Source organism: Haloleucobacter albus, assembly GCF_052492075.1.
In genome coordinates this window covers 1-26,456 of sequence record NZ_JBQWAS010000008.1, presented here as the reverse complement: position 1 = coordinate 26,456, position 26,456 = coordinate 1, and the positions used below count along the sequence as shown (strand labels likewise).

26 protein-coding genes, 2 pseudogenes and 1 other annotated feature are annotated in these 26,456 nt (G+C 58.0%); of the genes and pseudogenes, 8 read left to right on the top strand and 20 right to left on the bottom strand.

The window, feature by feature from the left end:
• Positions 1–110: IS3 family transposase (locus tag ACT6QH_RS00460; RefSeq protein ID WP_444972855.1), on the top strand; the 110-nt coding region annotated here is incomplete at its 5' end.
• A gap of 34 nt (positions 111–144) precedes the next feature.
• Here the strand turns inward: ACT6QH_RS00460 and ACT6QH_RS00455 are convergent.
• Together ACT6QH_RS00455 and ACT6QH_RS00450 are read right to left on the bottom strand one after the other, a co-directional pair.
• Positions 145–1,005: pseudogene (locus tag ACT6QH_RS00455) on the bottom strand (replication initiator protein A); the annotation flags it as partial.
• Complete coding sequence (locus ACT6QH_RS00450) at positions 1,006–1,275, bottom strand: helix-turn-helix transcriptional regulator (RefSeq protein WP_018426335.1); 270 nt, start codon at positions 1,273–1,275, stop codon at positions 1,006–1,008.
• 457 nt (positions 1,276–1,732) lie between these two features.
• Between ACT6QH_RS00450 and ACT6QH_RS00445 the strand changes: the two genes are divergently transcribed.
• The 3 genes from ACT6QH_RS00445 to ACT6QH_RS00435 are packed head-to-tail and all read left to right on the top strand — an operon-like array spanning position 1,733 to position 2,903.
• Positions 1,733–2,020 carry a DNA -binding domain-containing protein gene (locus ACT6QH_RS00445; RefSeq protein ID WP_444972854.1) on the top strand — a complete coding sequence of 96 codons (288 nt, stop codon included), beginning with the start codon at positions 1,733–1,735 and terminating at the stop codon, positions 2,018–2,020.
• Complete coding sequence (locus ACT6QH_RS00440; protein WP_444972853.1) at positions 2,017–2,451, top strand: DUF1801 domain-containing protein; 435 nt, start codon at positions 2,017–2,019, stop codon at positions 2,449–2,451. Before ACT6QH_RS00445 ends, ACT6QH_RS00440 begins: the two co-directional genes overlap by 4 nt.
• Positions 2,448–2,903: a VOC family protein gene (locus ACT6QH_RS00435; protein ID WP_444972852.1), complete on the top strand. Its 456-nt coding sequence runs from the start codon at positions 2,448–2,450 to the stop codon at positions 2,901–2,903. Before ACT6QH_RS00440 ends, ACT6QH_RS00435 begins: the two co-directional genes overlap by 4 nt.
• Here the strand turns inward: ACT6QH_RS00435 and ACT6QH_RS00430 are convergent.
• The 7 genes from ACT6QH_RS00430 to ACT6QH_RS00400 all read right to left on the bottom strand — a co-directional run bounded on the left by ACT6QH_RS00430 (position 2,900) and on the right by ACT6QH_RS00400 (position 9,231).
• Entirely contained in the window at positions 2,900–3,421 is a 522-nt protein-coding gene (locus tag ACT6QH_RS00430; RefSeq protein WP_444972851.1) for a DUF2285 domain-containing protein, read from the bottom strand. The genes ACT6QH_RS00435 and ACT6QH_RS00430 overlap by 4 nt on opposite strands.
• Positions 3,422–3,467: 46 nt before the next feature.
• A complete protein-coding gene (locus tag ACT6QH_RS00425) occupies positions 3,468–3,683 on the bottom strand; it encodes a transcriptional regulator domain-containing protein (protein ID WP_444972850.1) in 216 nt (71 codons plus the stop codon).
• Positions 3,684–3,882: 199 nt separating this feature from the next.
• Positions 3,883–4,410, bottom strand: a complete 528-nt coding sequence (locus ACT6QH_RS00420; protein WP_444972849.1) for an antirestriction protein ArdA — start codon at positions 4,408–4,410, stop codon at positions 3,883–3,885.
• A 500-nt stretch (positions 4,411–4,910) separates the two neighbouring features.
• A complete protein-coding gene (locus ACT6QH_RS00415; RefSeq protein ID WP_444972848.1) occupies positions 4,911–5,336 on the bottom strand; it encodes a hypothetical protein in 426 nt (141 codons plus the stop codon).
• 216 nt (positions 5,337–5,552) lie between these two features.
• Complete coding sequence (locus ACT6QH_RS00410; protein WP_444972847.1) at positions 5,553–7,163, bottom strand: hypothetical protein; 1,611 nt, start codon at positions 7,161–7,163, stop codon at positions 5,553–5,555.
• On the bottom strand, positions 7,160–7,720 hold the full coding sequence (locus ACT6QH_RS00405) for a hypothetical protein (RefSeq protein ID WP_444972846.1): 561 nt from the start codon (positions 7,718–7,720) through the stop codon (positions 7,160–7,162). Before ACT6QH_RS00405 ends, ACT6QH_RS00410 begins: the two co-directional genes overlap by 4 nt.
• Complete coding sequence (locus ACT6QH_RS00400; RefSeq protein WP_444972845.1) at positions 7,717–9,231, bottom strand: VPA1262 family N-terminal domain-containing protein; 1,515 nt, start codon at positions 9,229–9,231, stop codon at positions 7,717–7,719. Before ACT6QH_RS00400 ends, ACT6QH_RS00405 begins: the two co-directional genes overlap by 4 nt.
• A 616-nt stretch (positions 9,232–9,847) precedes the next feature.
• Between ACT6QH_RS00400 and ACT6QH_RS00395 the strand changes: the two genes are divergently transcribed.
• Positions 9,848–11,076 (top strand): IS3 family transposase gene (locus ACT6QH_RS00395; RefSeq protein WP_444972844.1). Its coding sequence is split into 2 segments (ribosomal slippage): positions 9,848–10,136 and positions 10,136–11,076, totalling 1,230 coding nucleotides; the frame shifts between segments, so codons are not numbered across the junction.
• Positions 10,129–10,245 (top strand) — a sequence feature (AL1L pseudoknot). It overlaps the preceding gene by 117 nt.
• Positions 11,077–11,180: 104 nt before the next feature.
• Here ACT6QH_RS00395 and ACT6QH_RS00390 read toward each other — a convergent pair.
• Together ACT6QH_RS00390 and ACT6QH_RS00385 are read right to left on the bottom strand one after the other, a co-directional pair.
• A complete protein-coding gene (locus tag ACT6QH_RS00390; protein WP_444972843.1) occupies positions 11,181–11,801 on the bottom strand; it encodes a cysteine hydrolase family protein in 621 nt (206 codons plus the stop codon).
• Positions 11,798–12,196, bottom strand: a complete 399-nt coding sequence (locus ACT6QH_RS00385) for a MarR family winged helix-turn-helix transcriptional regulator (protein ID WP_444972842.1) — start codon at positions 12,194–12,196, stop codon at positions 11,798–11,800. Before ACT6QH_RS00385 ends, ACT6QH_RS00390 begins: the two co-directional genes overlap by 4 nt.
• Positions 12,197–12,373: 177 nt before the next feature.
• Here ACT6QH_RS00385 and ACT6QH_RS00380 point away from each other — a divergent pair.
• Positions 12,374–12,496 (top strand): annotated as a pseudogene (locus ACT6QH_RS00380) (IS481 family transposase); the annotation flags it as partial.
• Positions 12,497–12,829: 333 nt separating this feature from the next.
• Here ACT6QH_RS00380 and ACT6QH_RS00375 read toward each other — a convergent pair.
• The gene (locus ACT6QH_RS00375) at positions 12,830–14,014 is read right to left on the bottom strand and encodes an alpha/beta hydrolase (RefSeq protein ID WP_444972841.1); all 1,185 of its coding nucleotides are present in this window, start codon (positions 14,012–14,014) and stop codon (positions 12,830–12,832) included.
• On the bottom strand, positions 14,011–14,991 hold the full coding sequence (locus tag ACT6QH_RS00370; protein WP_444972840.1) for an aldo/keto reductase: 981 nt from the start codon (positions 14,989–14,991) through the stop codon (positions 14,011–14,013). Before ACT6QH_RS00370 ends, ACT6QH_RS00375 begins: the two co-directional genes overlap by 4 nt.
• Positions 14,992–15,298: 307 nt before the next feature.
• Here ACT6QH_RS00370 and ACT6QH_RS00365 point away from each other — a divergent pair, with 307 nt between their 5' ends.
• Complete coding sequence (locus ACT6QH_RS00365) at positions 15,299–16,141, top strand: LysR family transcriptional regulator (RefSeq protein ID WP_444972839.1); 843 nt, start codon at positions 15,299–15,301, stop codon at positions 16,139–16,141.
• An 88-nt stretch (positions 16,142–16,229) separates the two neighbouring features.
• On the opposite strand, the gene ACT6QH_RS00360 is transcribed toward ACT6QH_RS00365, so the two are convergent.
• The 3 genes from ACT6QH_RS00360 to ACT6QH_RS00350 all read right to left on the bottom strand — a co-directional run bounded on the left by ACT6QH_RS00360 (position 16,230) and on the right by ACT6QH_RS00350 (position 21,766).
• The gene (locus ACT6QH_RS00360; RefSeq protein ID WP_444972838.1) at positions 16,230–18,770 is read right to left on the bottom strand and encodes a mechanosensitive ion channel family protein; all 2,541 of its coding nucleotides are present in this window, start codon (positions 18,768–18,770) and stop codon (positions 16,230–16,232) included.
• A 309-nt stretch (positions 18,771–19,079) separates the two neighbouring features.
• Positions 19,080–20,735 carry an arylsulfatase gene (locus ACT6QH_RS00355; RefSeq protein ID WP_444972837.1) on the bottom strand — a complete coding sequence of 552 codons (1,656 nt, stop codon included), beginning with the start codon at positions 20,733–20,735 and terminating at the stop codon, positions 19,080–19,082.
• A gap of 44 nt (positions 20,736–20,779) precedes the next feature.
• Positions 20,780–21,766 (bottom strand): HAD family hydrolase, encoded by a 987-nt coding sequence (locus ACT6QH_RS00350; RefSeq protein ID WP_444972836.1) that lies wholly within the window; start codon positions 21,764–21,766, stop codon positions 20,780–20,782.
• A 175-nt stretch (positions 21,767–21,941) separates the two neighbouring features.
• Here ACT6QH_RS00350 and ACT6QH_RS00345 point away from each other — a divergent pair, with 175 nt between their 5' ends.
• A complete protein-coding gene (locus ACT6QH_RS00345) occupies positions 21,942–22,982 on the top strand; it encodes a helix-turn-helix transcriptional regulator (protein WP_444972835.1) in 1,041 nt (346 codons plus the stop codon).
• 13 nt (positions 22,983–22,995) lie between these two features.
• Here ACT6QH_RS00345 and chrA read toward each other — a convergent pair whose 3' ends face one another.
• From chrA to ACT6QH_RS00325, 4 genes are all read right to left on the bottom strand, one after another.
• A complete protein-coding gene (gene chrA, locus ACT6QH_RS00340) occupies positions 22,996–24,207 on the bottom strand; it encodes a chromate efflux transporter (protein ID WP_444972834.1) in 1,212 nt (403 codons plus the stop codon).
• A gap of 93 nt (positions 24,208–24,300) precedes the next feature.
• On the bottom strand, positions 24,301–25,374 hold the full coding sequence (arsB, locus tag ACT6QH_RS00335) for an ACR3 family arsenite efflux transporter (RefSeq protein WP_444972833.1): 1,074 nt from the start codon (positions 25,372–25,374) through the stop codon (positions 24,301–24,303).
• 9 nt (positions 25,375–25,383) lie between these two features.
• Positions 25,384–25,809: an arsenate reductase (glutaredoxin) gene (gene arsC, locus ACT6QH_RS00330; protein WP_444972832.1), complete on the bottom strand. Its 426-nt coding sequence runs from the start codon at positions 25,807–25,809 to the stop codon at positions 25,384–25,386.
• Between the two features lie 91 nt (positions 25,810–25,900).
• Positions 25,901–26,251 (bottom strand): ArsR/SmtB family transcription factor, encoded by a 351-nt coding sequence (locus ACT6QH_RS00325; protein ID WP_444972831.1) that lies wholly within the window; start codon positions 26,249–26,251, stop codon positions 25,901–25,903.
• Positions 26,252–26,456: the final 205 nt, after the last annotated feature.

Below are 26,456 nucleotides of genomic sequence, written 5' to 3'. Positions count from 1 at the left end.
GCTCTGATGTGTTTGATTATATAGAGCGCTTTTACAATCCCCATCGCAGACACTCGAAACTGGGCTATATCAGCCCAATGGAGTTCGAAGAACGCGACAAGCAGGCTTAACCAACTGTCCACCAAACCGGCAGCAGCTCAGGTTATCAACAGTGCCTGTTGACAGGTTTTCGGGGTGGATGCGCAGCAGCTCGCGGCCGTCTTCCCGCTCGATCTGGAGCAGGTAGCCGGGGAGCTGCTGGCGGGCCGCGATCCGGCGCAGGTCGAGCGCGAAATCGGACGGCCGCGCGAGGCTGCCGGATTTCTGGTGAAGGTGCGCGACCTCGAAAATCCAGCCATGGCGCTGGTGCCCGGCGTGCTTTCTGGCGACGCGGTAAAGCCATCGCTCGATGCCGCCAGTCAGCCGGAAATAGGCCGGGTCGATGGTCAGGACCAGCGAGCGGTCGATGACGCTGTTGTAGAACCATTCGGGCAGGACGAACTCCATGCCCTCGACGCGGCCGGCGCGCGTCGTCATTTCCTCCCACTCGTTGATCCATGAGAATTGCCGGCGACGCCAATGCGGGCCGTTGCGGATGGTGGTGGCGATGACGGTTGATTGCAGGCGCGCGAGCGCGGCTTTCAGAAGTCGGTATTGGTGATTGCCGGTCGGCCGCCCGATGGCGCGCAGAAGATGATACGGCGTGAACCGGACGAAGCGCGAAGTGGTGAGGTCGTTGTTCTCGGCCGCGACGATCTGCGAGGCCGCCCATATCAGCACATCGGCGTCCCATATCGTCGCCATTCCGTGCTCGGGCATCCCGAACACCTGCACCTCTATATCGGCGGCCTTGTAGAGAATCGGCTTGGTGCGCGGGGTCTTCGCCAGCGAGAAGAATGGCCGTTCCATCAAGTCGCGCTGGTCGCGCGGCGGCGCGTCGCCTGTTGCGACCACGAACGGGTATAGGCGGCTGCGCTCGCTGTCCTCGCCCGGCAACGCGGGGTCTTGATCGTCCTCCCGCAGCATCTAGCAGTCGCCCCGTTCTTCGGGCGTGAGCGGACGCGCGGGAAAGACGGTGCCGGCGGTCTTGTCGCGGGTGGATTTGCGCTCGCCCGCCGCGCTCCAGTCTTCCAGATCGCGGACGGTGTAGAGGACGCGACCGCCGACTTTGCGATAGGTCGGCCCGGTGCCATAGGTGCGATGCTTCTCAAGGGTGCGGATGGATATGCCGAGGAAGCGCGCGGCTTCCTTGGTGCGCAACAGGCGCGGCGGCAGGCCCGCAAGTGGGTTGGGCATGGATCACCTCCAGTCGGGATTGGGCTGCCGGGGGCGGCAGCGGACTGTGGCGAACCATGGCGAGAGACCGGCGGCGCGTAGCGTGCCGCATTTGCGCCTATGCGCTGGCGGCACCCCCTTCGGGGCGGTGCGCCAATAGGTGAGAGATTTCAGCAGCTCGTCGAGGTGTCGCGCCGAAAAGGCAAAGACATTCGCGCGTCGCTCGGTTAGGAATGTAGGCGGAGCAGACGCGCTGTTCTGGGGCTTAGTAACCCCTGACTAGCGGTTGGTGCCGGCCGTGACGGCACCACGATCCTCGAACCTATGGTCGGGGAGCCTATGGCGTATGTCCAAGGCTGCTCGCCCAAAGGTCATAGGGCCGTCTAGTCACGGTTACTAACTCCCCGATCACCAGGTTGAGGGGCCATTTGCGGGGGCGCACCGCAGGCAAGGCCCTTTCCAGATGAAGGGGAAGGCTATGCGGGTTCCCGTCGAACTCGATCCCGATGTGGACGACGAAGCGCCAACCGGCGACGCCATCACCGTCTATGACGAACGGCATTTCGTGACCTATCTGCGGCTTCTCGATGCCAAGGCCGAGGGCGCGGACTGGAAGGAAGTCGCGCGGATCGTGCTGCACCGCGATCCGGCAGCCGAGGAACTGCGGACCCATCGTTGCTGGCAAAGCCACCTCGAACGCGCGCAATGGCTATCGCGTGAGGGCTATCGGAAGATTCTGGAGCAAGCGGCGGCCAACAAAGCGTGAAGATTGGCGGCGCTTTCAGCTTGCTTCCTGTCGTAGGTTTCGTAAGTTTTGTGGAAAAAGGTGGTGCGCACACAATGGGCGAAAGACGGATAGACAATCTATTAGAGGAAATACACGAGAGTCGTGGCAATCTTTTTCCGATTATAGCACGATTGCGTGAGATCGTTTTAGCCTCTGGTCATGAAATAAAGGAGGAAGTTAAATATGGTGGGATAGTATTCTCGTCTCAAAAGATTTTCTGCGGAGTCTATTCCTATAAGGCCCATGTCACGCTTGAGTTTGATAGAGGTGCATCCCTTCTAGACCCTCATGGGGTTCTTGAAGGCAACGGAAAGTATCAAAGAAATATCAAGTTTTTGAAGATTTCCGAAATCGAAGAGAAGCGGGTAGCTGAATATGTGGAGATGGCCCGGCAGGCGGCAGATACATGATTGAGCGAGCTACGGAGCAGGAATTTTCGGAAATCGGCGTAATTTTTGTTGCTGGTTTTGGCCCAATCACCAGAGACTCGGAGGACAGTCGCGCGCTTTATGCAGATACACTTGGCCTGCCGCTCAAACCATACGGCAATAACAAGGACTATCTTTCGACCGAGGATGGCGAATTAAAGGGTTGCAGGCATTTTGCACTTTGGCCGCTCACGCAGGCCGCGCAATCCTGTTTCGGCCGTGATGAGTGGCCTGCCGATCTGCCAACACCACAAGCATGGTTAGAGTTCGACGTGGAGAATATCGCCGTTGCCACCGAAGGGCTGTTGGCTCGGGGCTATCATCTGCTGATCTCCAACAGACAAGAGCCTTGGGGTCAGAGAGTGACGCGCTTTCTTAGTCCAGAGGGCTTGTTGGTCGCTGTGAGCGAAACGCCGTGGTTGCGTAATCCCTAACGCTTGCCCGGCTTGATCGGATAGTGGAGTAGTAGGCGATAGCCGCCGCGCATCATCTTGATTCCGTGCGCGACCAGCCGGCGGGCTTTGTTCTTGCGCGGGTCGCTCTCAAAATCCTCCTTCGAGCCGCGAAAACCGAGCAGGACTTCGGCGATGTTGCGATAGCTTTCGCCGCGCAACCGCGCGTCAAGCGCGCGCAGGGACAGAATATGCCATTGCCGGAGCTGGGCGGGAACGGCCCGGAAGTCGGGACCGGGCGCACGGCCGTTGAGGGATCGCCATAGACGGCGGGCGGCGTGAGCGCGCAGCTCCAGAAAGGAATCCATCGGCAGGGTGACGGCATAGAAGGCGGCGGCGTCCGGCACCGCCTCGGGAAGCCAGAATTGATGTGCGACGCCATCTACCTGCCAGATGCCGTGCCAGCCATCGGCCGCGCGGCGAAGGTCGAGGCCGTCGAGATGCGCAAGCGTCAATATCGGTTCGGTGTCGCCGTCCTTGTGACTGACCGGCGACAGCATCACCGCTTGCGGTTGAAGGCTCGGCGTCCAGATCGGGGATTGCTGGTCATGCGGCGCGTCGGGATCGCACGGGAAATCGCAAGCCCCAGCGATGCGCGAACGCTTCAAGTTCGCGCCCGGCCGGTTGTCCGGTCAATGCGATGGTCTGGAAGTCCTGACGATATTCGTCATTACGGCGCAGATATTCCCAAGCGAAACCGGCGACCGGAATGTGCTTCGCGTGCCTGTATGCCGCCGGCAAACGCCAGTCGATGCTAAGCATGGCGTCACCTCCCAAAGCCGGGGCGCGCGAGGCCGCGCCCGGACTAGAGAGATTCAAGTATTATTTTAAGTATTAGAAGCCGCTCAAACCAGATACGTTGAGCGGCTAACCCGATCATTATTGGTTATTTTCTTCTTAACATTGTTGATCTGAGTCTTCGAGTCGCCCGCCCACATGTGCGGACAGGCGACCATGCTTTTCATCTGTTGGAAAACACATGCACCTCACCGTGCGCGGTTTCGATGGTGAACAGGTCGCCGCCTATTTCGGCGGCGCGCGCCATCGCCTGCCAATCGACATAGTAGCGCAGCGCCTCGGGGATCGTGATGCTCTCGATGGTCAATTCCTCAATGTAGTCGGCGAGGCTGGTGAACTGACCATGATAGCAGTCCTCGAAGGTGGTTTCGGCTTGGTCCATGTCGCCGCCGAATTGTTCCAGCAGGCCCGCGCCGAGTGCGCCATGCTCCGCGATGAAAGCGGCCATCCGCGCCACGCTGTCGATGCCGGCATATTCGGAGATGCTGACGCCCTCGAAGCCCTCATAGTCGTGAATGGCGTATTCCTCCGCATCCTCGACGGGGGAACGGGCAAGCATCGCGGCAATCTCGTCCCTGATCTGGTCGGCGTCCTGATCCGCGTCGATCCAAGCTCCATGTAGATAGCCGTTATTGTAAGCTGCAAGGCAGGCAACATAGATGCGGGGGGTGCTGTCGGATACGTTGGTCATGTCTCTGATCCTCGGGTCTGAAGGTCAGCGAAGCGGAACGCCGCGCCTGACCTTCTGGCCGTCGCCGAGACTGGGGTAGCAACGAGCAAGGGCGGCCGGGGTGGAGGGGGATCACCCGGCCTGCACAAGCCCCTTGGGCGCGGAAGGCTGGGGATACCGCCCCGGACGGTTCCACTTACCTTGCTGGCGCGAGGGCAACGCCCTTAGTAAAACCGATCAGTCAGTCGCCGCTTTGCGGCGTCATTTGTTAGATTTCTGGCGCTCGAAACAGATGGTGCGCGCAGGGCCATTGGCTTTCGGTGACGACGCGATGGTGCAAGCCGGGCGATGCCCCACTCGCCTTCGTTCGATCCCTGCCGGCAAAGTAGGCCGCTGCGGCGCGGCGACAGTCGCGCCGGCCCGGAGGCGAACGCGCTTCCAAATTGCGCTGTAGAGAGCCGGAGGGCCGCTATGAAAAAAGCCCCGGCGCTTGCGCCGGGACCGTCTTTCATACCTTCATGTCAGCGGGCAGGTGCGGGGCTGGAGGGCAGCGGTGCGGCCAGTCGCATCAAAGCCGACACGCCAACGAAGCCGCCGCCGACCAGACAGAAGATTTGCCGCCAGATTTCAGAGGGCACCGCCTCTTTGGTGATGCCATGGACCAGCGCATAACCCGCGACGGCGGCGGGTGCGGCAAAGATCAGCGCCACGATTAGGCGAAGGATGGGAGTGCGCAACGTCTCGAACAGCAGGGCGAGGATGCCAAACGCCACGCCAGCGGAAACGAGGCCGACCAGCCCGGCACCTATCACGCCGGAGCCGGTCTGATAGGCGAATTGCGCAGCAGTCAATCCGAGCATGAAGGGCAGAGCATAAACTGCGAGCTTATAGGCCACGGCGCAAAGGACGGCGACTAGCGCCACGCTCATCAACGTCACGGCTGCCATGGTTCTGCTCCTTCACGGTCTGCGCGGATTGCCGTTACGTCGCTCCTGCGGTTGGGCACGGGCAACATAATGCCAACCCGTGCCCCGTCTGTCGATCATCGGCGGCTTTCAGGTGTCATTTTGGAGGGCTATAGCGTAGGTGTAGTTCTCGGTTTCTTCGTCTCCCGCCCGCCAGATACCGCCGATTGCCGCCAACAATAGCCTATGTGCCGCCGATTACCCTCGGTTGGCCCCATGCGATGAGACATTCTTCACATGTGCAGCAAGGCTCGCATGGCCCAGTATATCCCAAGGTGCGCACTCGCAGAGCATCTGATCGACTTGGCCTCTTAATGCTGCCGGGTCACCTTTCGCACCCCGCTCGATCATTTCTAACGCTGCAATGCCCATTGCGATTATCAAATGAAGTAAATCTTCCGGCTTTCGGTGGTCTGTTGTTCTATTTCTGATCACACCCCCAGCGGCAAGTTCGCGCAGCACGAGCGCGTTCTTCCAGAGTGTTTCAAGACGACCGGGCCCGTCTTTGCCCCATAGCCCGCTCGAAAGGAGGCGCGTCGCGAGACCGTATGGTGGACGGCCCTCGAACATTGGACCAAAACCGCCAACGAGCCCGAACGCCGCCCAAGACAGATCAGCCCCATCAGGGCCGTCGATAAAGGCTTCAGGCGAGGCGGGAAGCAGCTTGCCCAGTCGCGGGGCAGCATCAGACGCGTCCGGTGCAAGTTTTTGGGCTGCTTCTCGTAGCAGAGCGTCCCGACCGTGGCCCGGGTTGAAACCGTGCCAGCCACCGTTTGCAGCCAGAGCTTGTGCCGTGCGCCAGTCTCCATCGTTGGGGCTGCCGTGCCCGTCGCGTTCTGCCCGGTCTGCCCGTTCGACCAATCCTGCACACCAATGCCAAGCGACTAGGGCTCCATCGCCTCTGCTTCGAATGGAGGATGCAAGGTCGGTGGGTGTTGCCTGACCTGACACGCCGTCTTTCATACGTAGTAACCGGGATTCCGCATGCCATAACAGCAAAGGGAGTGCGAGGCCGCATGGAGCCTCAGACCGGTTTCCGGTCCAGCCCAATTCGTCCCATGCAGGCGGTGCGGCGTATACCGCTTTCACCCAATGTTCATAGTGATCTAAGCCAAGATCAACGTGTTCAAGGCACAGAAAGCCATCAAATTCAGATGGCAATGTGTCGAGTACCTTCATCGCATCGGCAGGAGCGACTTGAGATAGAGGGCCAATCAGCAGGTGAATTGGCTCAATCACCGGGAACCAGCCATGTGGAGCGCGTAGGTCGCGGATGTTACGACCAGAGGGATCAGCCCAAGATTTACGAGACTGGACCAGGGCGCTGCGCACCTCTTCAACGGTTCGCGCCCCATTCTTGGCATCGTCATCGCCAATGAAGTATGGCCGATCTTTGAATGCCTTAGACAAGCCATCTAGGATATGCTCTCTAAATATGTCATCTTTAAGCGCTTTTGAAACCAGCTTTTGACCAATTGGGTTGTCGCAGAGTGAACCCAACTTCCGAACGGCAATAACCGGATCAAGATTTGCAACCTGGTCGAGTACTGCTTCGGCCAGCAAACCATCGACCGTCCGCAACGAGGGTTCGTTCGCCTCGCTACGAATCTGCGCAGCAACGTCCGGAAATTCGACCTCCAATACTGAGGCTGCCGTCTCGGTTTCTGGTTGGCTCTCTCCGAGCTTGGCAAAAAGCTTGGCCGCTTCACGTCGTTTGGGTAGGGCGTAGTAGCGAGTCAGGAAGGTGTCCAATTCATCCAGAGCGCGCTTGCGATACTCGCTTGCTTCATCTGGCCAGTGAAGGCTCATCGGGATTGCTCCCACATTTTCTCGAACCAAGCTACGGCACCTCTGCGCGTCGCGCTCCAACCGAATGAACACGCGTTCTGTCCGCTAAAACCTCCGCCGACTGTGGCCCCCCAATGCCACAGAATTCCGTCCACAAGCGCGAACCGATCATGGGGCAGAGCCCCGAAGCCGCTGTCCCGCTTGGGCAGGGTCAATATTTCGATATGACCAGATCGCCGTGCGGAGCTATTCCATTTTGTGACCAATTCTTCGAGGCTGGCCGCCTCTTGCTTCGCGGCTGTTATGATCCGCACTTGCTCAACATCGGCAAGAGTGACGATCTTGAAAAGCATGTCTGCGAGATCAAGCGTTTCGCCTAGATAACCATCAACGATCCAGACCTGTTTTGCTGAACCAACAGCTTCCTGGAAGAGAGGCGAGATCGCGGGGTCATTTCCGTGGTCATCCCACGACAAGAACTCGCGGTCGGCCAGTCCCCGGTTGCGGTCGAAGAACATCAATTGTGGGTCTTCGTTCAACGTGGGCGAGGTAGCAGGCGGTCCATGGAAGTCCATCATGATGCCTCAATGATCGTTGCACTCGCCCATACATGCTCAAGGCGTTCGAGAACGGGTTGAGGGTTCCGCAGGCGGATCAGCATGGTTGCGTCTCCGCCAAGGCCATTAAGGCTTGCGCCAAGCGACCAAACAGATCCGTCGATTGTAACAAAACGATCATGGATGAGCACATTCATCCTACGCGCTTCCGCTCGCTTGCTAGCTTTAGACATGTCCCGAAGGCCGTCGCTGATATCGAAAAGTTCGCGATCAACCGTTGCTTTGCCAGCTGTCAACAGACGGACCCGCGCCCCCGTGCTTGCCATGCCATAGTCCAGTAAATCTCGTCCATCCGCATAAGGGTCTACCAGCATCACATCGGATTGCGCGTGGGAGATTAAGTCCCATAACTTGTCTCGCGCCACCGTTGGGTTGTCGAACCAGAACTCTGTTTCGCTATTACGTGCGATCCTGCGGCGCTCACGTCCTTTAGCCAAGCTGCCCGGTGGCAGAAACGGAGTGCCGGTCGTCAGTTTTTCGCTGCTCACCTCCCGCACGGAACGCGTGCTTTGCTGAGAGTTCTTTCCTCTCCCGTCTTTTGAGATCAAACGGGTCTCCCTGCCTTGCAGGTTGATGTTTGACGTGATGGCCCGCAGGTAGCCCGTCATCGGCTTTGACGCAATTACGCCTCGCACAGGATGAACCAGGCTCCATCCGATCTTTTCAACTGGCTGAGGGCGCGGGGCACGAACAACTCCATCCGCCGGAACGTCGAATGTTTCTTGCCATACCAGACTGCCATAGCGTTCTTCTTGGGCGGTGAGCCTCAGGCCGACTCCCGGCTGTCCCCGCCACTCAAATTCAAAAAAAACAGTTTCCTGGCCGGTTTCATTGCGATCAAGCCGGGATCGCACGGTACGAACGTCCGGGTCAGGAACGATAAGCGCTGCTGAACACATCAGCTCGGGGTAGAGATCGAAATCCACCCATGTCCGCAGCCGCAGCCATCGAAAGGCCTCCTTCTTCTTTTCTTCCGGCAAGTCATGAAGGGCGTCGACAGCCGTGTCGCCTGTCGTCAGACGACGGTGGACCCGAACGGCCTCGCGGTTTGCCCCGGCATAGGGATCGATGCGATCTTCATCCATGGGTCCCGGCAAAAGTGGCGGCGGTAATGGTACCGCAAGGGCCGACCAAAGATCGGCCCCCCACGTTGGTTCGTCGACCAAAGATACGTGTTCTAGCGGTTTCTTGGCGTGCGTTCCTTCCTGATCTGGAAGCACGTCCAAGTTACGGTACCAATTGAGTGCATCAGCAGCAGGCAAACCGACCCGCCGGAAAAACAAACGCCCCATTTTGGTACTCAAACTAGGCGGGTAGCATTTCTCATCAAGTGGGGTTGCATCAGGGATGGCACGTCCGCTCGGCAACATTTCCACGCTTGCAAAGACGAGTCGCGGATTCTGTCCCTGCCCCTTTGGCTGCAGGCAAGCGAAACGAATGATCGCGTAGTCGAAAGGTAAGTTGGCGGTCATGTCGAATGGAATAGCCTATGCATAAATTGAGGTGTTTGTATTTGTCATGCATTCAAATTGCTATTGTATATTACTTCGTCGGAAGCATGCAGCCCGAAAAGCATGTGACACGGATTCAACTCGGTCATGGTTAGGGCCGGCTTTCCATTGTCAAGCTCGACCATCAGGTGAGGTACTCTTACTCCAACGCCAGCTTTGGCTCGCCGTCGAATTCAGAGGGCTATAGCGTAGGTGTAGTTCTGTGTTTCGTCGGCTTCGGCCCGCCATTGGCCAATATCACCCGCCATCATTTTGTCTCAAAAGCCTTGAAAATGCAGGGTTTCCCTTGCATCTTGCCCTCAGGCCGTCGCAACGCATTGCATCAAATCGCAATCGAAACCGGGTAAATCCCGGGTAAGCGAAACGGTCGGAACCGGATATGTTGATTGCCACTGAGAAGTGACCCGGGTGGGTATGGTTTATGTGCTGCCGTTTCTGGGCAGGTTCAAGATGCGGGCTTCTCCTTTCTGGCTTTGGGCGCCGCGGTGCTGGCGCGGAAGCGGAAGCTGTCGTTTCCGGTTTCCTGAACCGCGCCGGGTTTTCCGGAGGCTCCAACTTCTGAGTAAGGTGGAGCATCATGAGCAAGACAACGAACAAGTTTTCCCCTGAAGTGCGGGCACGAGCGGTTCGGATGGTTGTCGACAACGAAGGCCAGCATGGCTCGCGTTGGCAGTCGGTGATGTCGATCGCAGCGAAGATTGGCTGTGCGCCCCAGACCCTGAACGACTGGGTCAAGAAGGCGGAGGTCGACAGCGGCAAGCGGCCGGGTGTTTCCAGTGAGATGTCGGATCGTATGAAGGCTCTGAAACGTGAGAACCGGGAGCTGCGCCAGGCCAACGAGATCCTGCGCAAAGCGTCCGCGTATTTTGCGATGGCGGAGCTCGACCGCCGGTCGAAGTGATGGTGGGTTTCATTGATGCCCATCGGGGCACGCACGGGGTCGAGCCGATCTGCAACCTTCTGCCGATTGCCCCGTCCACCTATTATGATCATCTGGCCAAGAGAGCCGATCCTGCGCGGTTGTCAGATCGGGCACGCCGGGACACCGCATTGCAGCCAGAGATCCGGCGTGTGTTCGAGGCGAACTATCAGGTCTATGGTGTGCGCAAGGTTTGGCGGCAAATGCGCCGTGAGGGGTTCGACGTCGCCCGCTGCACCGTTGGCCGGTTGATGAAGCTCATGGGTATTCAGGGCGTTATCAGGGGCAAGCCGCATCGGACGACGATCCAGGACAAGAAGCAGCCTTGCCCACTGGACAAGGTGAACCGCCAGTTCCGGGTGCCCGCCCCGAACATGTTGTGGGTCAGCGACTTCACTTATGTCGCAACCTGGAGGGGCTTTGCCTACGTTGCCTTCGTCATCGATGCCTATGTCCGCAAGATCGTCGGCTGGCGCGTCAGCACCACGGCTCATGCCGGCTTCGTTCTCGATGCCTTGGAACAGGCCGTCCATGACAGACGTCAGGCAAAAGGGATGGGGCTGGTTCATCACAGCGACAGGGGGGCGCAATACCTGTCCATTCGCTACAGTGAACGGCTGGCAGAGGCCGGGATAGAGCCCTCGGTCGGCAGCGTCGGTGACAGCTACGACAACGCCTTGGCCGAGACGATCAATGGTCTGTTCAAGGCCGAGGTCATTCACAGGCGCGGGCCATGGCGCAGCTTCGAAGCGGTGGAATATGCCACACTCGAATGGGTCGACTGGTTCAACAACCGCCGCCTGCTCGAGCCAATCGGGAACATTCCGCCAGCCGAGGCAGAGGCAAACTTCTATGCAGGTCTGGAAATTGAAGACATCGCCGCGTAACTAACCGTAATCAGCCTCCGGAAAACCCGGCGCGGTTCAGTTTGGTGGTTTGGGGACGGTCCGCTTGCAGAGGCCTAATCGCAACCACGAACATTCAAGTAGAGCTATTCCAATACCGCCCCGTTCGCAGCCATTCGCAGTTCTGCGCCCTTGGTCGATGCAGCAGACAAAATTCCCTCCCTGACAACCGTCACCCCATAGCCTCGGTTTCGGGCCGCAAGCGCGGTTTTCTGGACGCAGTAGTTGAGGTCCAGCCCCACGATGCGCAGCGATCCGACCCCCAGTTCTTGGAAAAGCACATCTAGCTCGCCTGTCTCGAACGCATCCTGCACGCGCTTGACCAGAATGTGATCGGCTAGCCCGGCAAATGGCTCGGCCAGTTCGGTGCCCGCAGTGCCGGCCACCGCCTGACCATTCATCGTCATCCGGGCAATCGCTTTGGTGGAGGGGATCGACCACTCCTGACGCAGGGCGACAATCGGAACCCCCTGTGCTCGCGCGGCGTCGATCTCACGCAGAATGACAGCCTTAGCCGCCGATTTCGATGCAGCGGCATATGGGCCGCGATCCCAGAAAACGGATTGAAGATCAACCAGCAACAATGCCGTCCCCGACCGGTCGCCAATCGGCTTTCCATAGCTGACCGCTCCGATACGCCATACCCCTTGGGCGAGCCAAACGACTGCGACAAGTGCAATCACACCCACGAGATAGCCGGACATCATGCCTTTTCTCCTGCCATTTCCTTCAACTTTTCCGTCACCGCCAGAATCACTTCCAGCGCGGTCGAAACCTCTTCGTCACTGAAGCCGGCGCCGATCTTCTGCATCAGGGCCAGTTCTTTCGCGATGATGTCGTCGATCAGGTCGTGCCCCCGGTCGGTCAGGGCCAGAAGCGGCGAACGCATGTGCCGGGGGTTCGGGCGTTGCTCGGTAAAGCCACAAGTCAGCGTCTCGTTCACCATCAACTGGACATATTGCCGTTTGATTTCGAGCCTGGCCGCGATCTCGGGGACGCTCTGGCTGCCATAGGTTCGCAAAATTTCCAGAACGGCGCGCATCCGAACCGTCAGGCCGGTGCCCTCCAGCCCCACCTCGACACAAGCTTCAGCGACCTGCATTAGCGGGCGGGACATCCAAATGAGTTTATGCAGGTGATATGCTGTCATAATGACAATATACATGACATAATGACATCTGCAATGTCATTGTTCTTGAAAACGCTCATCCCAACGCCCTAGGTGTTTGATCCCACTGTTTGATGGTGTGATCCTTTCTTTGGATTGGAAGGATGCATTATGGGACAAGTTCGTCACGGAAGCGCCACGATCACGCATGCCGTCAGAGCAGCAATACAGCGATCGCAAGCTTCGCTCGCGCAGTTGAGCCGGGAGCTGGGCATCAATCCCAAGATAGTGGCGAATGGCGCAAGCGCGTGACGGTCGAGGCCATGACCCGCGCACGGTCTCATTTGTGCGACATGGCACAGGTTTATATAGGCCACCCTATGCTGAAACCTCCGAAATCAACCTAGTAATACTGCTCTCTTGACGCCAATTGATCCAAAATCTCGTGTCGAGATCAGTATTCCTCTGCCGAGAATGGTGTCGTATGCAGCCCATTCGATTCAGGCCGGCACGTTGTCGAGAAAGTGCCAGCCTGAATCTGCAAACGCGACGGCAGAGAAGTGGACGGCAGAACATCATCTTGATGCGACTGCGTCGTTTGTATCTGCACGTATCGTATGTGATGCGTTATGCCTGAAGAAGCGAAGCTGATTTCAGGATGGCAGCGGCAAGTTGTTCGGAGTGCGTCAGAGCGATCATATGAGGGGCATCTCCAATCACCTCAAAGCTGCGATGCGCCCCTTCGGTGAGGCGCTTCATGAGTTCGGGCGGCGTGGATTGGTCGCATTCTCCGGCAATGAGACCCATCGGAAGTGTAATCCCGGCCAACCTGTCATCGAGTGAAATTCCGGCCAGAGTCCGCCATGCAGCGCTCCAGTCAGGAACAGATGCCCGTCGCACGCAGTTTCGGGCATAGCGAACCGGCCAGCCATTCAGTGCCAAATCACTGGCACGGAACCACCGGGTCAGGCTGGGAATGACCTGCGCTTCCATTCCCATGGCCTCTGCAAAACGGGCGCGTTCCTCAAAGGCGGGAAACGACCACGCAGTAGCGGCAATCACTGTCAGGCCTTGCACGCGTCCGGCTTCTTGCAACGCAAGCTCCAGTGCAATCGACCCGCCAAGAGAGAGCCCGGCAATATGGGCCTGCGGCAGCGCCAGCCGGTCCATTACATCCGCCACATCCTGCGCATAATGGGCCAGATTGCAGACCTGGGGCGCAAAGGCTGCCCCGCCAAACCCGCGCAGATCATAGGCGATCACGCGGAAATGCGGTGTGAGCAGCGGGATGACGCGCGACCACATCCGCCAATCCAGCCCGAGGGCGTGGAGCAGCATCAGAGGCGGCTTATCGCCCCCACTGTCGAACAGGCGGGTGTCATGGTCGCGCATCGGAAATATCTCCGCGACATGCAATTTCTCACCCTTCTCCTGCATCACCTCACGCGCGATGCGCAGCATCGTCAGTGCGCGTGGATAGCCGGCATAGACGGAAACCTGCTCAACGCTGGCAATGATTTCCTCCGGCACAAGGCCGCAATCCAAAGCGAAGGACAGGTGCGCGCGCAACTGGCCTTCGCACCCACCCATCGCCCCGAGCATGGCGATGGTTTCGAGTTCACGCTCTTCATAACCAAGTGTGGTCTGGGAGATGATCCTGCCAAAAGCATGGTTCACCAGACTATCCGCCAATACCGGGGACTGTGCGCCAATCGAAGCGAGGATCGTTTCCTGCACCTCCCCTGTCAGTCGCTTCATTGCATGGCCGCCGAGCAAGCCGGTGTGCTCCTGCTGGTTGGTGCCAATGCTCATACATTCACCCCTTTCATGCCCTCGGCGGTATAGCGCTCGCCAGTGAAGCTGCCCGGTGCATAGGCGCGGTCGAGTTTCGCGATGTCATCGGCAGACAGGAGCAAGTTGGTGGCAGCGATGTTCTGTTCCAGGTAGCTGAGCCGCTTGGTGCCGGGAATGGCGAACACCCCCTTTGCCAGAACCCAGGCAAGCGCCACCTGCGAAGGTGCGGCCTCGCGTTGATCGGCAATGGCGCGCAAGGTTTCGAGGCGCGCATTGTTGGCCTCCAAGGCTTCGGCATCAAAGCGCGGGGCGTTGCGGCGAAAATCATTCTCGGCAAGCTTGTCGCGGTCCATCGTGCCCGAGAGCAGGCCGCGCCCCAGCGGGCTATAGGCGACAAAAGCAATGCCCAGTTCACGGCAGGCAGGATGCACCCCGGCCTCCATATCGCGGGTGGTCAGCGAATATTCGCTTTGTACGGCGGAGACGGGATGCACGGCATGGGCGCGGCGCAGTGTCTCTGCGGAAACTTCGCTCAAGCCGATCCGCGCGATCTTGCCCGCCTGCACCAGCTCGGCCAGCACCTGCATCGTCTCTTCGATGGGCCGCCCGGCGTCAGTGCGGTGAACATAATAGAGCCCGATCTGCTCAATCCCCAGACGTTGCAGCGAGGCATCGCAGGCTTGCCGGATATAGTCCGGGCTGTTGTCGATGCTGCGGGCATATGCGCCCGGCGCCTTGCGAATGCCGAATTTGGTGGCAATGAAAGCGTCCGGGTGGCCCTGTTTCAGAAACCGCGCCAGCAATTCCTCATTATGGCCATTGCCATACATGTCGGCGGTATCGAACATCCGCACCCCCAGCTCATAGGCGCGGGCCAGCACGGCAAGCGACTGGGTATCATCGGTTTTGCCATAAAATTCGGACATGCCCATGCAGCCAAGACCAAGCTGCGGAAGCTGCGGGCCATCAGTTCCCAGTGAAAGCGACCGGATCATTTACTCTCTCCTGTAATCTCGGATTTGGGCAGGCAATGCCGTCAATTTCCACCAACGCATCGGGGGAGGAGAACGTCTCCACGCGGCCAGCGCACTGGCGGGTGCCTTTCGTAATCAACCCAACGGTCCCGGACGGCCCGGACAACCTCCAGCGGCGGCTTGTCCAGATTGCATTCACGGATGGTCATGCAGGCCCGTGAGGTGAAGTCCGGCCAAGAGCAATTGGTGTCATGCACCTCTTGCTAAGGCTTGGGGTTAAGATGCGAAATTGCATAAAAAAACACACCATCCGTGCAATAGTAATCAGATGAACTGGGATGATCTGCATATTCTGGCGGTGCTTGAGCGCGAAGGCTCTCTTGCCGGTGCGGCCCGCGCTCTGGGCGTCAACCACGCCACGGTTTCGCGCCGGATCACTGCGCTGGAGGACGCCTTGGGCCATGCCGTGGTGCGCCGTCTGGCACGGTCCACCCCCCTGACAGAAAAGGGCAGGGAAATCGCGGCGATTGCACGCGATATGGAACAGAATGCTCAGCGTATCAAACGGATCTCAAATGCAACTCAAGGCACGCTGACAGGGCGCGTGCGATTAACAGCACCGCCAGTTCTGGTGAGCGAAATCATCATTCCGGCCTTGCGCGATCTGCGTGCCCAGCACCCCGGTTTGCAGATTGTACTGTCAGCCAATTCGCACATCGCTTCTCTCGACAGCGGGCAGGCTGATCTGGCCGTGCGAATGGTGGAGCCCCAAGGCAAACAAAACATCATCCGGCGCATCGGTTCTGTCGAATTTGCGCTCTATGCAACGCCAGACATCGCAGAACTGCCGCCGCAGCAATGGCATTTCATCGCCTTTGACGAAACATTGGCCCATGTGCCGCAACAATGCTGGCTGGAAGAGTTTGCCGATGGCCGCCCGCTAGACCTGTTGACCGGGGATTTTCACAGCCAGTTTGCGGCTGCCCGATCTGGCCTTGGCGTCGCGCTGTTGCCTTGTGTAATGGCAGAGCCATGCAGGGAACTTGTGCGCATCGCCGCCGGGCAACCTGAAGCAAGGCTGGTGTGGATGGTCATCCATGCCGACCTGAAACACGCCCCTGCCGTGCGTGCTGTCGCTGATGTGCTGGTTGATGCGATAGGTGCGATGTAACCGGGGCGGCCGGATCATGATTTCTGGCGCCAGATCTTCGCCGCAACGGGTGCCGTTGCCAGAACTGAACAAAAACCGCCCCCGTTCTTCATTTCATGGCTTGTGGTGCTGGCCCTCGACGGGCAAGGCCCCAGAAAGTGCGGCGTGTCCGCCCGGAATGTGGGGCTGCGGCCTCCTGCGTAGAAGAACGCGGAGCGCCTTCTGGCGGGAAGGCCAGCGTGTTGCTGACCTGCGCCCTGTCTTCCGCACTGAAATCCGGAAATGGCAGGCGTTCTTCATCCCGCCATTTCTGCACGGTTTCTTCCGCCTCGGCCACCTGCCTGCCATCCATGCCTGCATCCCGCCCCAGAAACAGGGTGCGGGAAGGCAAAGCGAAGTCTGTGCCAGCCTGCGATACCACCTCCATCAAACGCAAAAAGATATCTTCCCGAATGCCCAGAAATTCGGCCCAGTCTGTTGAATCAACATAGGTGAAGATCTCAAGTTCAAAAGCGTGGTTGGCAAAGCCGGAAAAGCGGACCCGCATCTCTTCATTGATGACACGTGGATGCGCCAGAAGAAGACGACGGGTTTCGGCCAATACGTAGCGCATCTGGTCTGGCGTCGTGCTGCTGCGCAGAGGCACGCTTTTATGCAGCAGCATACGATCACGCCGCCCATAATTCTCCAGATGCATATTCACGAATTCCGCATTGGGAATGGCTACCAAAGTGCGCTGCAAGGTGCGAACGGAGGTGGAGCGGATACCAATACGTTCCACCGTACCCAGCCGATCACCAAACTGGCAGAAATCCCCCACAGCCAGGGGCCTGTCCGCAAACAGGATGAAGCCGGAAATCACGTTTTCCAATGTCGAGCGTGCAGCCAGCGCGACGGCGAAACCACCAATACCCAGACCGGCCAGCGCCGCGCCATAAGGGACATTCAGCGCTTCGGCCAGCATGAGGAAGCTGCCCACGATCAGAATGATTTTTGCGATACCAGCCAGCAAGTTGGCCAGAATTTCACCATGGTGGGAAATCAGGCCGGAACGATCCGCAGCTGTGCGAATGCCATCCACAATCCAGAACTGAAGCGGAATAGCACCCATAATCATGGCCACAACGGAGATGGCCTTCACCACTTCAGCGAACTGCTCCGGCAGCCCCAGCAATTGGAACCCCATGAAAATGACAAGGCCGAAGGTGAAAAGCCGGATACCCCATGTCAGGAAAAACGGTGTGCTTTCAGATGCCTGATCCGAACGCGACAGAAAACGGGCGGATGTCGCCAGCATGACAGCCAGCCTTGCACCCACGACCCCGACCAGCCCCACAATCATCAGGGCCACCCACTGCCACAGCTCCAGCAGCCCGACCCGATAGAGCGCTGAAGGCATCCATTCCGCCAGTTCCGCCCGAATGCGAAAGAAGGGCGCGGTGGAGGCGGCTGTATAAGGCAGAATGCGTGCGCCGGGCGGCAAATGTTCCGTAGCGGCATAAAGCGCGCGAATAGAACGCAGTGTCTCTGGCGTGAATTTCCATTGCACCCCATTTTCGGCTTCTACAGGCGCAATCACGATATCCCCATCGGGATGGGAAAAATGCACATATTGCGCATCTTCTCCCGGATCATTCGGAATTTCCTGCAACACCACTTCGCCAATCCGGGCGATCACCTCGTTGAGATATTCCGCCAGCAAGGCGGCCTCACGCTGGCGCACAACGGGGGAAAGCTCGGACAGGTTCAGCGTTTCAATTGCCCGTTCAAGACCACCATGACCCGCGCGCACCGAGCTGAGAAAGGCCTGCATGGTGCTGCGCGGTGTTTCCAGCCTGAAGGCCCGATCCTGAGAGGGAAGACGCCCGCCATGTTGCTCCAGCACATTCTCCAGAGCCGCATCCACCTGCTCTTCACTGGGCATATCAATATACCAGCGCCCATCGCGCTTCAGAAAGCGCACCTCATACGTCAGCCCGTCGTGACGCTCCATGGTGATGGCGGCGCTGTCTCCAGATGTCTGACGCGGCCTTAACTCGGCCGGTGTAATGGAGAACAGGTTCAGCAACAGCCAGAACTGGTTTGTTTCCTCCATCTGGTTGGTTTTGCTGCGGTCACCTTCCGGGAAGAGCAGAAGGTGCATGATGTCATCCTGAAATTCCAGACGGCCATTCTGAATCGCACTGCCGCCAATCAGGAAGGTACGCAAGGTGTCTTGTGGCGTCGCCTGGACAACATGCAGGGACTGGTCCGCATTATCCGGGTCCACGCGAGCCCCCGTGCACCACCTCCGGGTACCGATACGACCCATGAAGCTGTCCCCCTCAGGCCCCATGATAAGCTCGAATTTGCCGGAGGCCCTGGCCTCCGTCCATGTGCCTATGAGCCGGTCTTCCTTCACCTGCCCTTCAATATGGCCACCATAAAAGCTGTAGGAGCCGCGAACCTTGTCCCCCTCCTGTTTCAGGGTCAGGCGGGTTGCACCGCCCGGCCAGCGCGTATCCCATATGCCGGACCAGTTTGGCCCCTCCGCCCTTGCCCGCGCCGGTGCAAGGCAAGCCAGCACAAGAAGCACCACAGTGCAGGCCAGCACGCGAAAGAGAAGAGGCGGGCGCGTCGTACTCAAGGCATGGACGAGGTTCGACACCATGGGTTTCTGCATCTCCCGTTCACAACCCCCTCATTGCTACCCAGGATTGCAAAATCCCGAATATGGAAGGTGAATGGACCGGATATTAAAGTGAGAAACGAGCGCCTGACACCCTGAACATGTTGTGCTGCCTCAATAATTTTTTAATGAGAGAATATCTCCACACCGCATGATATTCTGGCTGGAACCATCCGGCACAATCCCCTGCCGCATGAGAGCATCACGCTCCGTTTCCGGTCACGCGCATAAAAAAGGCGGCATCCAGAGATGGACGCCGCCTCGTTTTCTTCAGCGTGATGCCAGGAAATCTCAGTTCCCTGTCGGCAGGGGCAGAGAAAAGCCCTGCGTTTTCAGGTCTTCCTGAACATTCCTGTAGCGCTCATACTGCGAGAGGGTGATGGGCCCGGTATAGCTCTCGCTCTGCGGCTTGCGCGGCGGATATTCCACATAGGTCTTCATCAGCTTCTGGGCTGCGATATTGGCCGGAACCATAGCCCAGGTACTCTCGGTGAAGGTGGTCATGAAAATATCGTAGCGCTCCTGCGGATCCTGAAGCAGATCAAACAACTGCGGAACCGTGGCCACATATTTCTCAGGCCCCTTCCAGCCCTGATTGGTATCTACCGCAAGGCTGCCAGTCTGCGCCCCGTTATCGCCACGCAGATTGAAGACATATTTGAAATTGTTGACGCGGATCGCGCCGGGGGAAAGCTCATTCTCGGTGAAGTAGAACCACTCCTCGCGAGGAGATTCACCCGTGCCGAGCCACAGCGGGGTCATATCGTAGCTATCGAAGATGATAGGCTGGCCATCACGATCCTTGGTCGGCAACTCTTGACCGGCCAGAGACGCGAAGGAGGCCATCAGATCAAGACCGCCGATAATATCGTCGCTCTTGGTGCCGGCCTTCACCTTGCCCTTCCACATCACCATGGACGGCACAAGATTGCCACCCTCGCGCACCGTGCCCTTGGTGCCGCGGAACGGCGTGTAGCCCGCATCGGGATACACATCCTGCCAGGCGCCATTATCCACCGTGTAGAACACCAGCGTGTTCTCGCTCATGCCCAGTTCATCAAGCTTCTTGATGACATTTCCGATGCGCGCATCCAGCTCCACGACAGAATCCGCATATTTCGTCTTGGAGATGGATTTGCCGATAAAGTCCGGGTGCGGCATGTTCGGCTGATGGTTCTTCATGAAGTTGACACTGATGAAGAACGGCTTGTCTGGTGTCTTGGCCGCATCATCCAGAAACTCCATGGTTGCCTCTTCAACATAGGCATCCAGGAAGGGAATACCAACAACACCCTTTTCAGGCGTGTTCACATACTCACCATTCACCTTGAAGTTCTGCACCGGCGCTTCACCGGCATTGCCTGAAAGCGCGCCCTTGGTCACACGGTCAAACATCTCCCGCAATTGCGGCGTCATACCGGGAAACCATTTCGGGTCACCATAAGTGTAGGCGTTGAGGTGATAGAGAAAAGCGTATTTCATCACATCATAGCCCTGCGCATTTGGCAGGGCGTAATCCGCTTCTCCCAAGTGCCATTTGCCGGTGAAATACGTTTTGTAACCAGCCTGCTTCAACACGGAAGCCAACGTCCATTCCGCCTTGGGCAAACCACCGCCCTGCCCCTGAAAGGCCACGGTGGTCATGCCGCTGCGGTTGGGAATGCGCCCGGTCTGAAGAGCCGCGCGGCCGGGCGTGCAGCTGGGCTGGCCGTAGAAATTGGTGAAGACCATGCCTTCAGAGGCCATCTGGTCGAGGTTCGGCGTCTGCATGCCGCGACGCTTTCCACCCAGATAAGCGCCCAGATCCCCCCACCCTGTATCATCCGAAACGATGAGCAGGATATTCGGCTTTTTCTTTGCTTCTTCCTGAGCTTTGGCACCGCTGGTCCACCCCAGAAAGGCCGCCGCAACAGCGACAGTCAGGCTTGTTGCAAGTCTCTTTTTCATCATCGCTTCCTGTTTTCATCCGGATCGCAAAAGAGGCTGTATTTTTATTTTTCAGACGGGAAGATAAGCTTCCAGTCTTTCTTCATGTCCACGACAACCCAGCCTTCTGCCGGGGCAGCATCCAGCGCTTTATCCAGCCTTCCAAAGCTGGAATGGCGGTCATAGGCATATTCACGTTCGGCATCGGTATGGTGCACGATAAGACCGAAGCTCGGGCCTTCCCCGCCGGTCACCCATTGCAGCATCTGCATGTCGCCATCCGAGTTGCCGAAGGCAGCAATGGGGCGCTGGCCGATATGTGCATTGATGCCCACCGGCTTGCCTGCACCATCATCAATGAAATTGATCTGCGGCTGGCGGATCAGGGTCGGCGCGCCATCCACCATTGTGAATGTCGTTTTGATGCTGGAGCCCACCACCTGCGCAGGTGGTACACCATAGATCCGCCCTGTCCAGGGGCGCATGAATTCGATGCCCCCGCCCGAGACGATATAGGTCTTGAAGCCGTTCTCCCGCAGATAGTCCATCAATTCCAGCATGGGCTGATAGACAAGCTGCGTATATGCCTTCCCGAAACGCGGATGTTTGGCCGTGGCCAGCCAGTCTGTTACCGCCTTCTGGAAGGCTTCCGGCGTCATGCCTGCATGGGTGACCATGACCAGTTCCATCAGGCCCTTGTAATCATCCGCAGTCAGGGTTTTCAGGTCACCATCCATGGCGGCCTTCAGCATCGGGTTTGCGGCCCATTCCGGGTGCTGGGGCGCCATCTCCTTCAATCGGTCCAAAGCAAAGGCCAACTGCGTATACATGGGCTGCTCGACCCATAGCGTGCCATCATTATCGAATACTGCAATGCGTTCATCCGCAGGCATGAAATCCTTGCCGTGCGGGTCCGTTACCCGTGCGACAAAATCCTGAACAGCCTGCTTGGCCTGCCCCTCATTCCACGAGGGAAGCGCATCCGCCATGGCCGCGCCAAAGGAAAAGACAAGCAGCACCATGCCTGCCACATATTGCGTGATCCGCCCCATGCCCTGCCCTCTTTTATCTGGCTCCCACAATGGCAGCGCAGCCCCTCCGTAGTAGGAACAACGCCTGAAGCCCGGCCCGGTTCCCCCGCCGGGATGAAACGCGCCACTTGTATGAGAGCGAAATTCTCATCACATTGGAGGCGACTTCTTCTCCTTTTGCGTCATGGGGCAAGCAATGCAGGCTGGCTTCGATAGTATTTCCCTGGTGCGCGCCCACGGTTTTGGCAAACTGCCTCAACGACTTGAACAGCAGATTGGGGAGCGGCGCACAGCTCAGATCTTTCAACAGGAAGGTCTGCCTCTGGCCCTGCGCGAAGAGCCCCACACGCCCATGCCGCTTCGTTCCATGATCCGGCTGTTCTCTCGCGGTGCCAGGGCTTTGGGTGACCGCACATTTGGTCTGGATGTGGGCGAGGAGATGAGCCACAGGGCATATGGTCTATGGCTGGAATATAGCGCCGGGGCCCCCACTCTGGCAGAGGCTATTCAACGGGCCATGACGACCAGCTGGGCGCATATGAGCGGACCGCGCCTGTCACTGACAGCAGAACAGGGACGGCATATTCTGCGCTTTTCCATTCCCCCAATACGCGAAAGCAAGGCATCTTATTCAGACCATCTGCTACTACCGATACTGAATTTCATGCGCCTTTATCTGGGAAATCACTGGCGGCCGGAATGGATTGAAGTGGATTATGCGCGGGATACAGAGGCTTTTCTGGTGGAAGAGCGTCTCCAGACCCCCATTCATTATGCACAACCGGGAACAGGGCTGGCGCTGAATTTGGCGGAGCTTCATCGCAAGCGGCTGATGACGCAGCCCTGCCCCGTGCGGATCGTAACCTTGCGGGATGTTTTCGCAGATATCGTATTATCCGATGCGCCGGCACCCATTCAGGCTTTTGGCGCGGTTGTGGCGCTGCGTCTGCTGGATGGAAAGGCCGATATTTCCGGGGCGGCCGAGCTGGTCGGTGTCAGCACTCAGGGCCTTCAGCGCCGGTTGCGGCAGAAGGGATATACATATCGGGAAATCGTGAATGAAGCCCGGCGCAACCGGGCTCTGCGCCTGCTGATTGAAACCCGCATGTCAATTCTGGAAATCGCGCTAACTCTCGGCTACGAAACGCACGGCAGCTTCATTCGCGCCTTTACCCGCTGGATGGGATGCCCCCCTTCTGCATATCGTGAGCAACAGGTGCATATTCGATTGCAGTGAAAGCACCATTGCCTCATGCCAGCATATGCAGCCCAGCGCCGCCGGCAGCCCCCAGCAATACAATACTCCAGGGCGGGGCCTTCCACGCCATCAGCGCCACAAGGCAGATCAAAGCCAAAGCCAGATCCGGCAACCCGCCAATAGCGCTGGTAAAAACAGGTGCATATAAGGCCGCCCCCAGAATGCCCACCACAGCCGCATTCGCCCCCTGCATGGCAGACTGTGCCCAGCCCGTACGTCGCAGCTGATCCCAGAAAGGCAGAACGCCCACCAGCAGCAAAAAGCCCGGAAGAAACAACGCCACCAGAGCAACAAGCGCGCCAGCGACACCATTCGGTTCCGGCTGCATCACAGCACCCAGCCAGGCTGCAAATGTAAAAAGCGGCCCCGGCACGGCTTGCGCCAGCCCATAACCGGCGAGAAAGGCATCTTCCGTCACCCAGCCTTGCGCCACCGTTCCGGCTTGCAAGAGCGGAAGCACCACATGGCCACCGCCAAAGACCAGAGAGCCGGCATGATAGAAACGGCCCGCCATCGCAAAGCCCTGCCCAAGCCCCTGCAATGCGGGCAAGCCAACCAGAAGAAGCGCAAATAATGTGAGCGCGACCACCCCGCTCCCGCGTGAAACCGGCATGGGTAAATGCCCGCCGGATGTCGCCTGCCCCCGGCCAATCTTCAGGCCAGCCAGCCCGCCAAAAAGGATAGCCCCCATCATGCCCGGAGCACCTGGGGCAATCGCCAGCAGAAGAACCGCTCCGACAGCAATCGTCGCCCGCTCCCGATCCGGGCACAGGCTGCGCGCCATGCCCCAGACAGCAGCAGCAACAATCGCAACTGCAACAATTTTCAGGCCATGCAAAAGGCCTGCCCCCACCCCCGCCAGACCAATAATTTCGGCCTGTTGCACAAACAGCGCCAAGACCAGAAGCAGTATCGCGGAAGGCAGGGTAAAGGCGAGAAAGGCAGCAAGCGCCCCGCCCCACCCGGCCCGCGCCAGGCCCAGCGCAAACCCGACCTGGCTGGAGGCCGGACCCGGCAAAAACTGGCATAATGCAACCAGATCAGCATAAGCTTCATCGCTCAGCCACTTCCGCCGCGTGACCAGTTCATCCCGGAAATATCCCAGATGCGCAACCGGCCCACCAAATGCAGTGAGGCCGAGTTTAAGAAAAGCAAAGAAAACCTCGCTGCTGCGCCCCTGCGGCTGCTGCGCATGGCCTTCCATTGTGCACCCTATCTGCCATTCAAAAGGTGAGCCTTATCTGCGATCCCACATCTTTTTATGACATGGGATCGAGAAAGCCCCATCGTGCGTCGCCTATGGGCACCGGGTTGAATCAGCTTTTTCCCCGATCGCACGGGCCGTACGCCCTTCGCCCTCATACCAGTTCTTAGAACGGTTGACGATCCAGACCACAGACAACATGACCGGCACTTCAATGAGCACACCCACCACAGTGGCAAGCGCCGCGCCGGAATGAAAGCCAAACAGGCTGATCGCTGCCGCCACAGCAAGTTCAAAGAAGTTGGATGCGCCAATCAGCGCTGATGGACCCGCAACACAATGCTGCTCACCCATCAGCCTGTTCAGCAGATAAGCCAGACCGGAATTGAAATAGACCTGAAGAAGAATAGGAACCGCAAGCAGCGCAATAATAAGCGGCTGCGCGATAATCTGCTCCCCTTGGAAACCGAACAGAAGCACAAGCGTGAGCAGCAATGCCGCCAGTGAAAGCGGGCCAAGACGAGCCAGTAACCCATCCAGCGCGGCCTGCCCCCCACGCTTCATGAGCATGTGCCGCACCACTTGTGCAATAAGAACCGGAATGACAATATACAGCACAACCGAAAGCACAAGTGTGCCCCAAGGCACTATAATTGCTGAAAGCCCCAGCAAAAGGCCAACAATTGGCGCGAAGGCCACCACCATAATGGCATCATTCAACGCCACCTGGCTGAGGGTGAAATGAGGTTCTCCCTTCGTCAGATTGGACCAGACAAACACCATCGCCGTACAGGGCGCGGCTGCCAGAATGATGAGTCCAGCGATATAACTTTCAATCTGGTCTGCCGGCAAATATGGACGAAACAGCCAGCCAATAAAAAGCCAGCCCAAAAGCGCCATCGAGAATGGCTTGACCGCCCAATTGACAAAAAGAGTCACTCCAATACCGCGCCAATGGCGGCTCACCTCACCCAAAGCTGAAAAATCAATCTTCAGCAGCATGGGAATAACCATGAGCCAGATCAGCACCGCAACTGGCAGGTTTACATTCGCGATTTCCGCTGAGCCAATCGCATGAAACACTGCTGGCATAAGATGACCAAGGGCGATGCCAACAACGATGCACAACGCAACCCAGATGGAGAGATAACGTTCAAAAATAGACATGAAAGCCTCTCACTCAGCCGTGACACGGTGGCCATTTTCATTTACCACGCGCGCGCCATCCTCTTTGGTGAAGGCGCCTTGCTGTGGCGGCAACAGATCAAGAACCATTTCCGATGGACGGCACAGTTTCACCCCTTTCGGGCTGATGACGATGGGGCGGTTGATAAGAATGGGATGCGCCATCATGGCATCCAGCAACTGCTCATCTGTCAAGTCCGGTGCGTCAAGGCACAGCTCGGCATAAGGTGTCCCCTTCTCACGCAACAAATCCCGAACCGAAATACCCATGCGCGCAAGAAGCTGAACCAGCAAAGACCGCTCCGGTGGCGTCTTCAGATATTCAACAATGTGCGGCTCAACGCCGGCATTGCGGATCATGGCCAAGGTATTGCGGGAAGTACCGCAAGCCGGATTGTGATATATGATAACATCCATCAAAGCACCTCTTCAGGTCTTGATCTGAGAGCCCGATTTTCGGGCGGGCTGTAAATTGATTTCAAATGCTTCGGAAGATCCTGCACATCATCTAACTCGCCATTGGCTTGCAGCAGGATGAGAGCGCCGCAATCGCCGGATTGCACACCTCTGGATGCCCTTGGCAACAATCCCTCATGAGGAAGCCGATGAGGTCTGAAAGCGTCGACAGCTCTGCACTGTAAATAATAGAGCGACCCTCACGACGCGACGTCGCAAGACCCGCCTGCTCCAGATGCTTGAGATGAAAAGACATTCGCGAGGACGATGCACCATCCATCGCTTCGCCAATCACACCAGCAGGTAGCCCCTCCGGCCCTGCGGTCACCAGCAAACGAATGATGCGCAAACGCGTTTCATCGGAAAGCGCAGAAAAGACAGACAGGGCGCGGCGTTCATCCATTATATCAACACCTCAATATATATTGAGGTTTTTAGCCCAAAAAATGCAAGCTGCGCAAGTTATTTTTATTTTTTGACGCGAAAAACCCCCGTCTTGGAGGACGGGGGTTTTTGATAATTTTTGTGATCTGGTTTCCATGAGCTTTGCAGGCCTGGCAGCGACCTACTCTCCCGCGTCTTGAGACGAAGTACCATTGGCGCAGAGG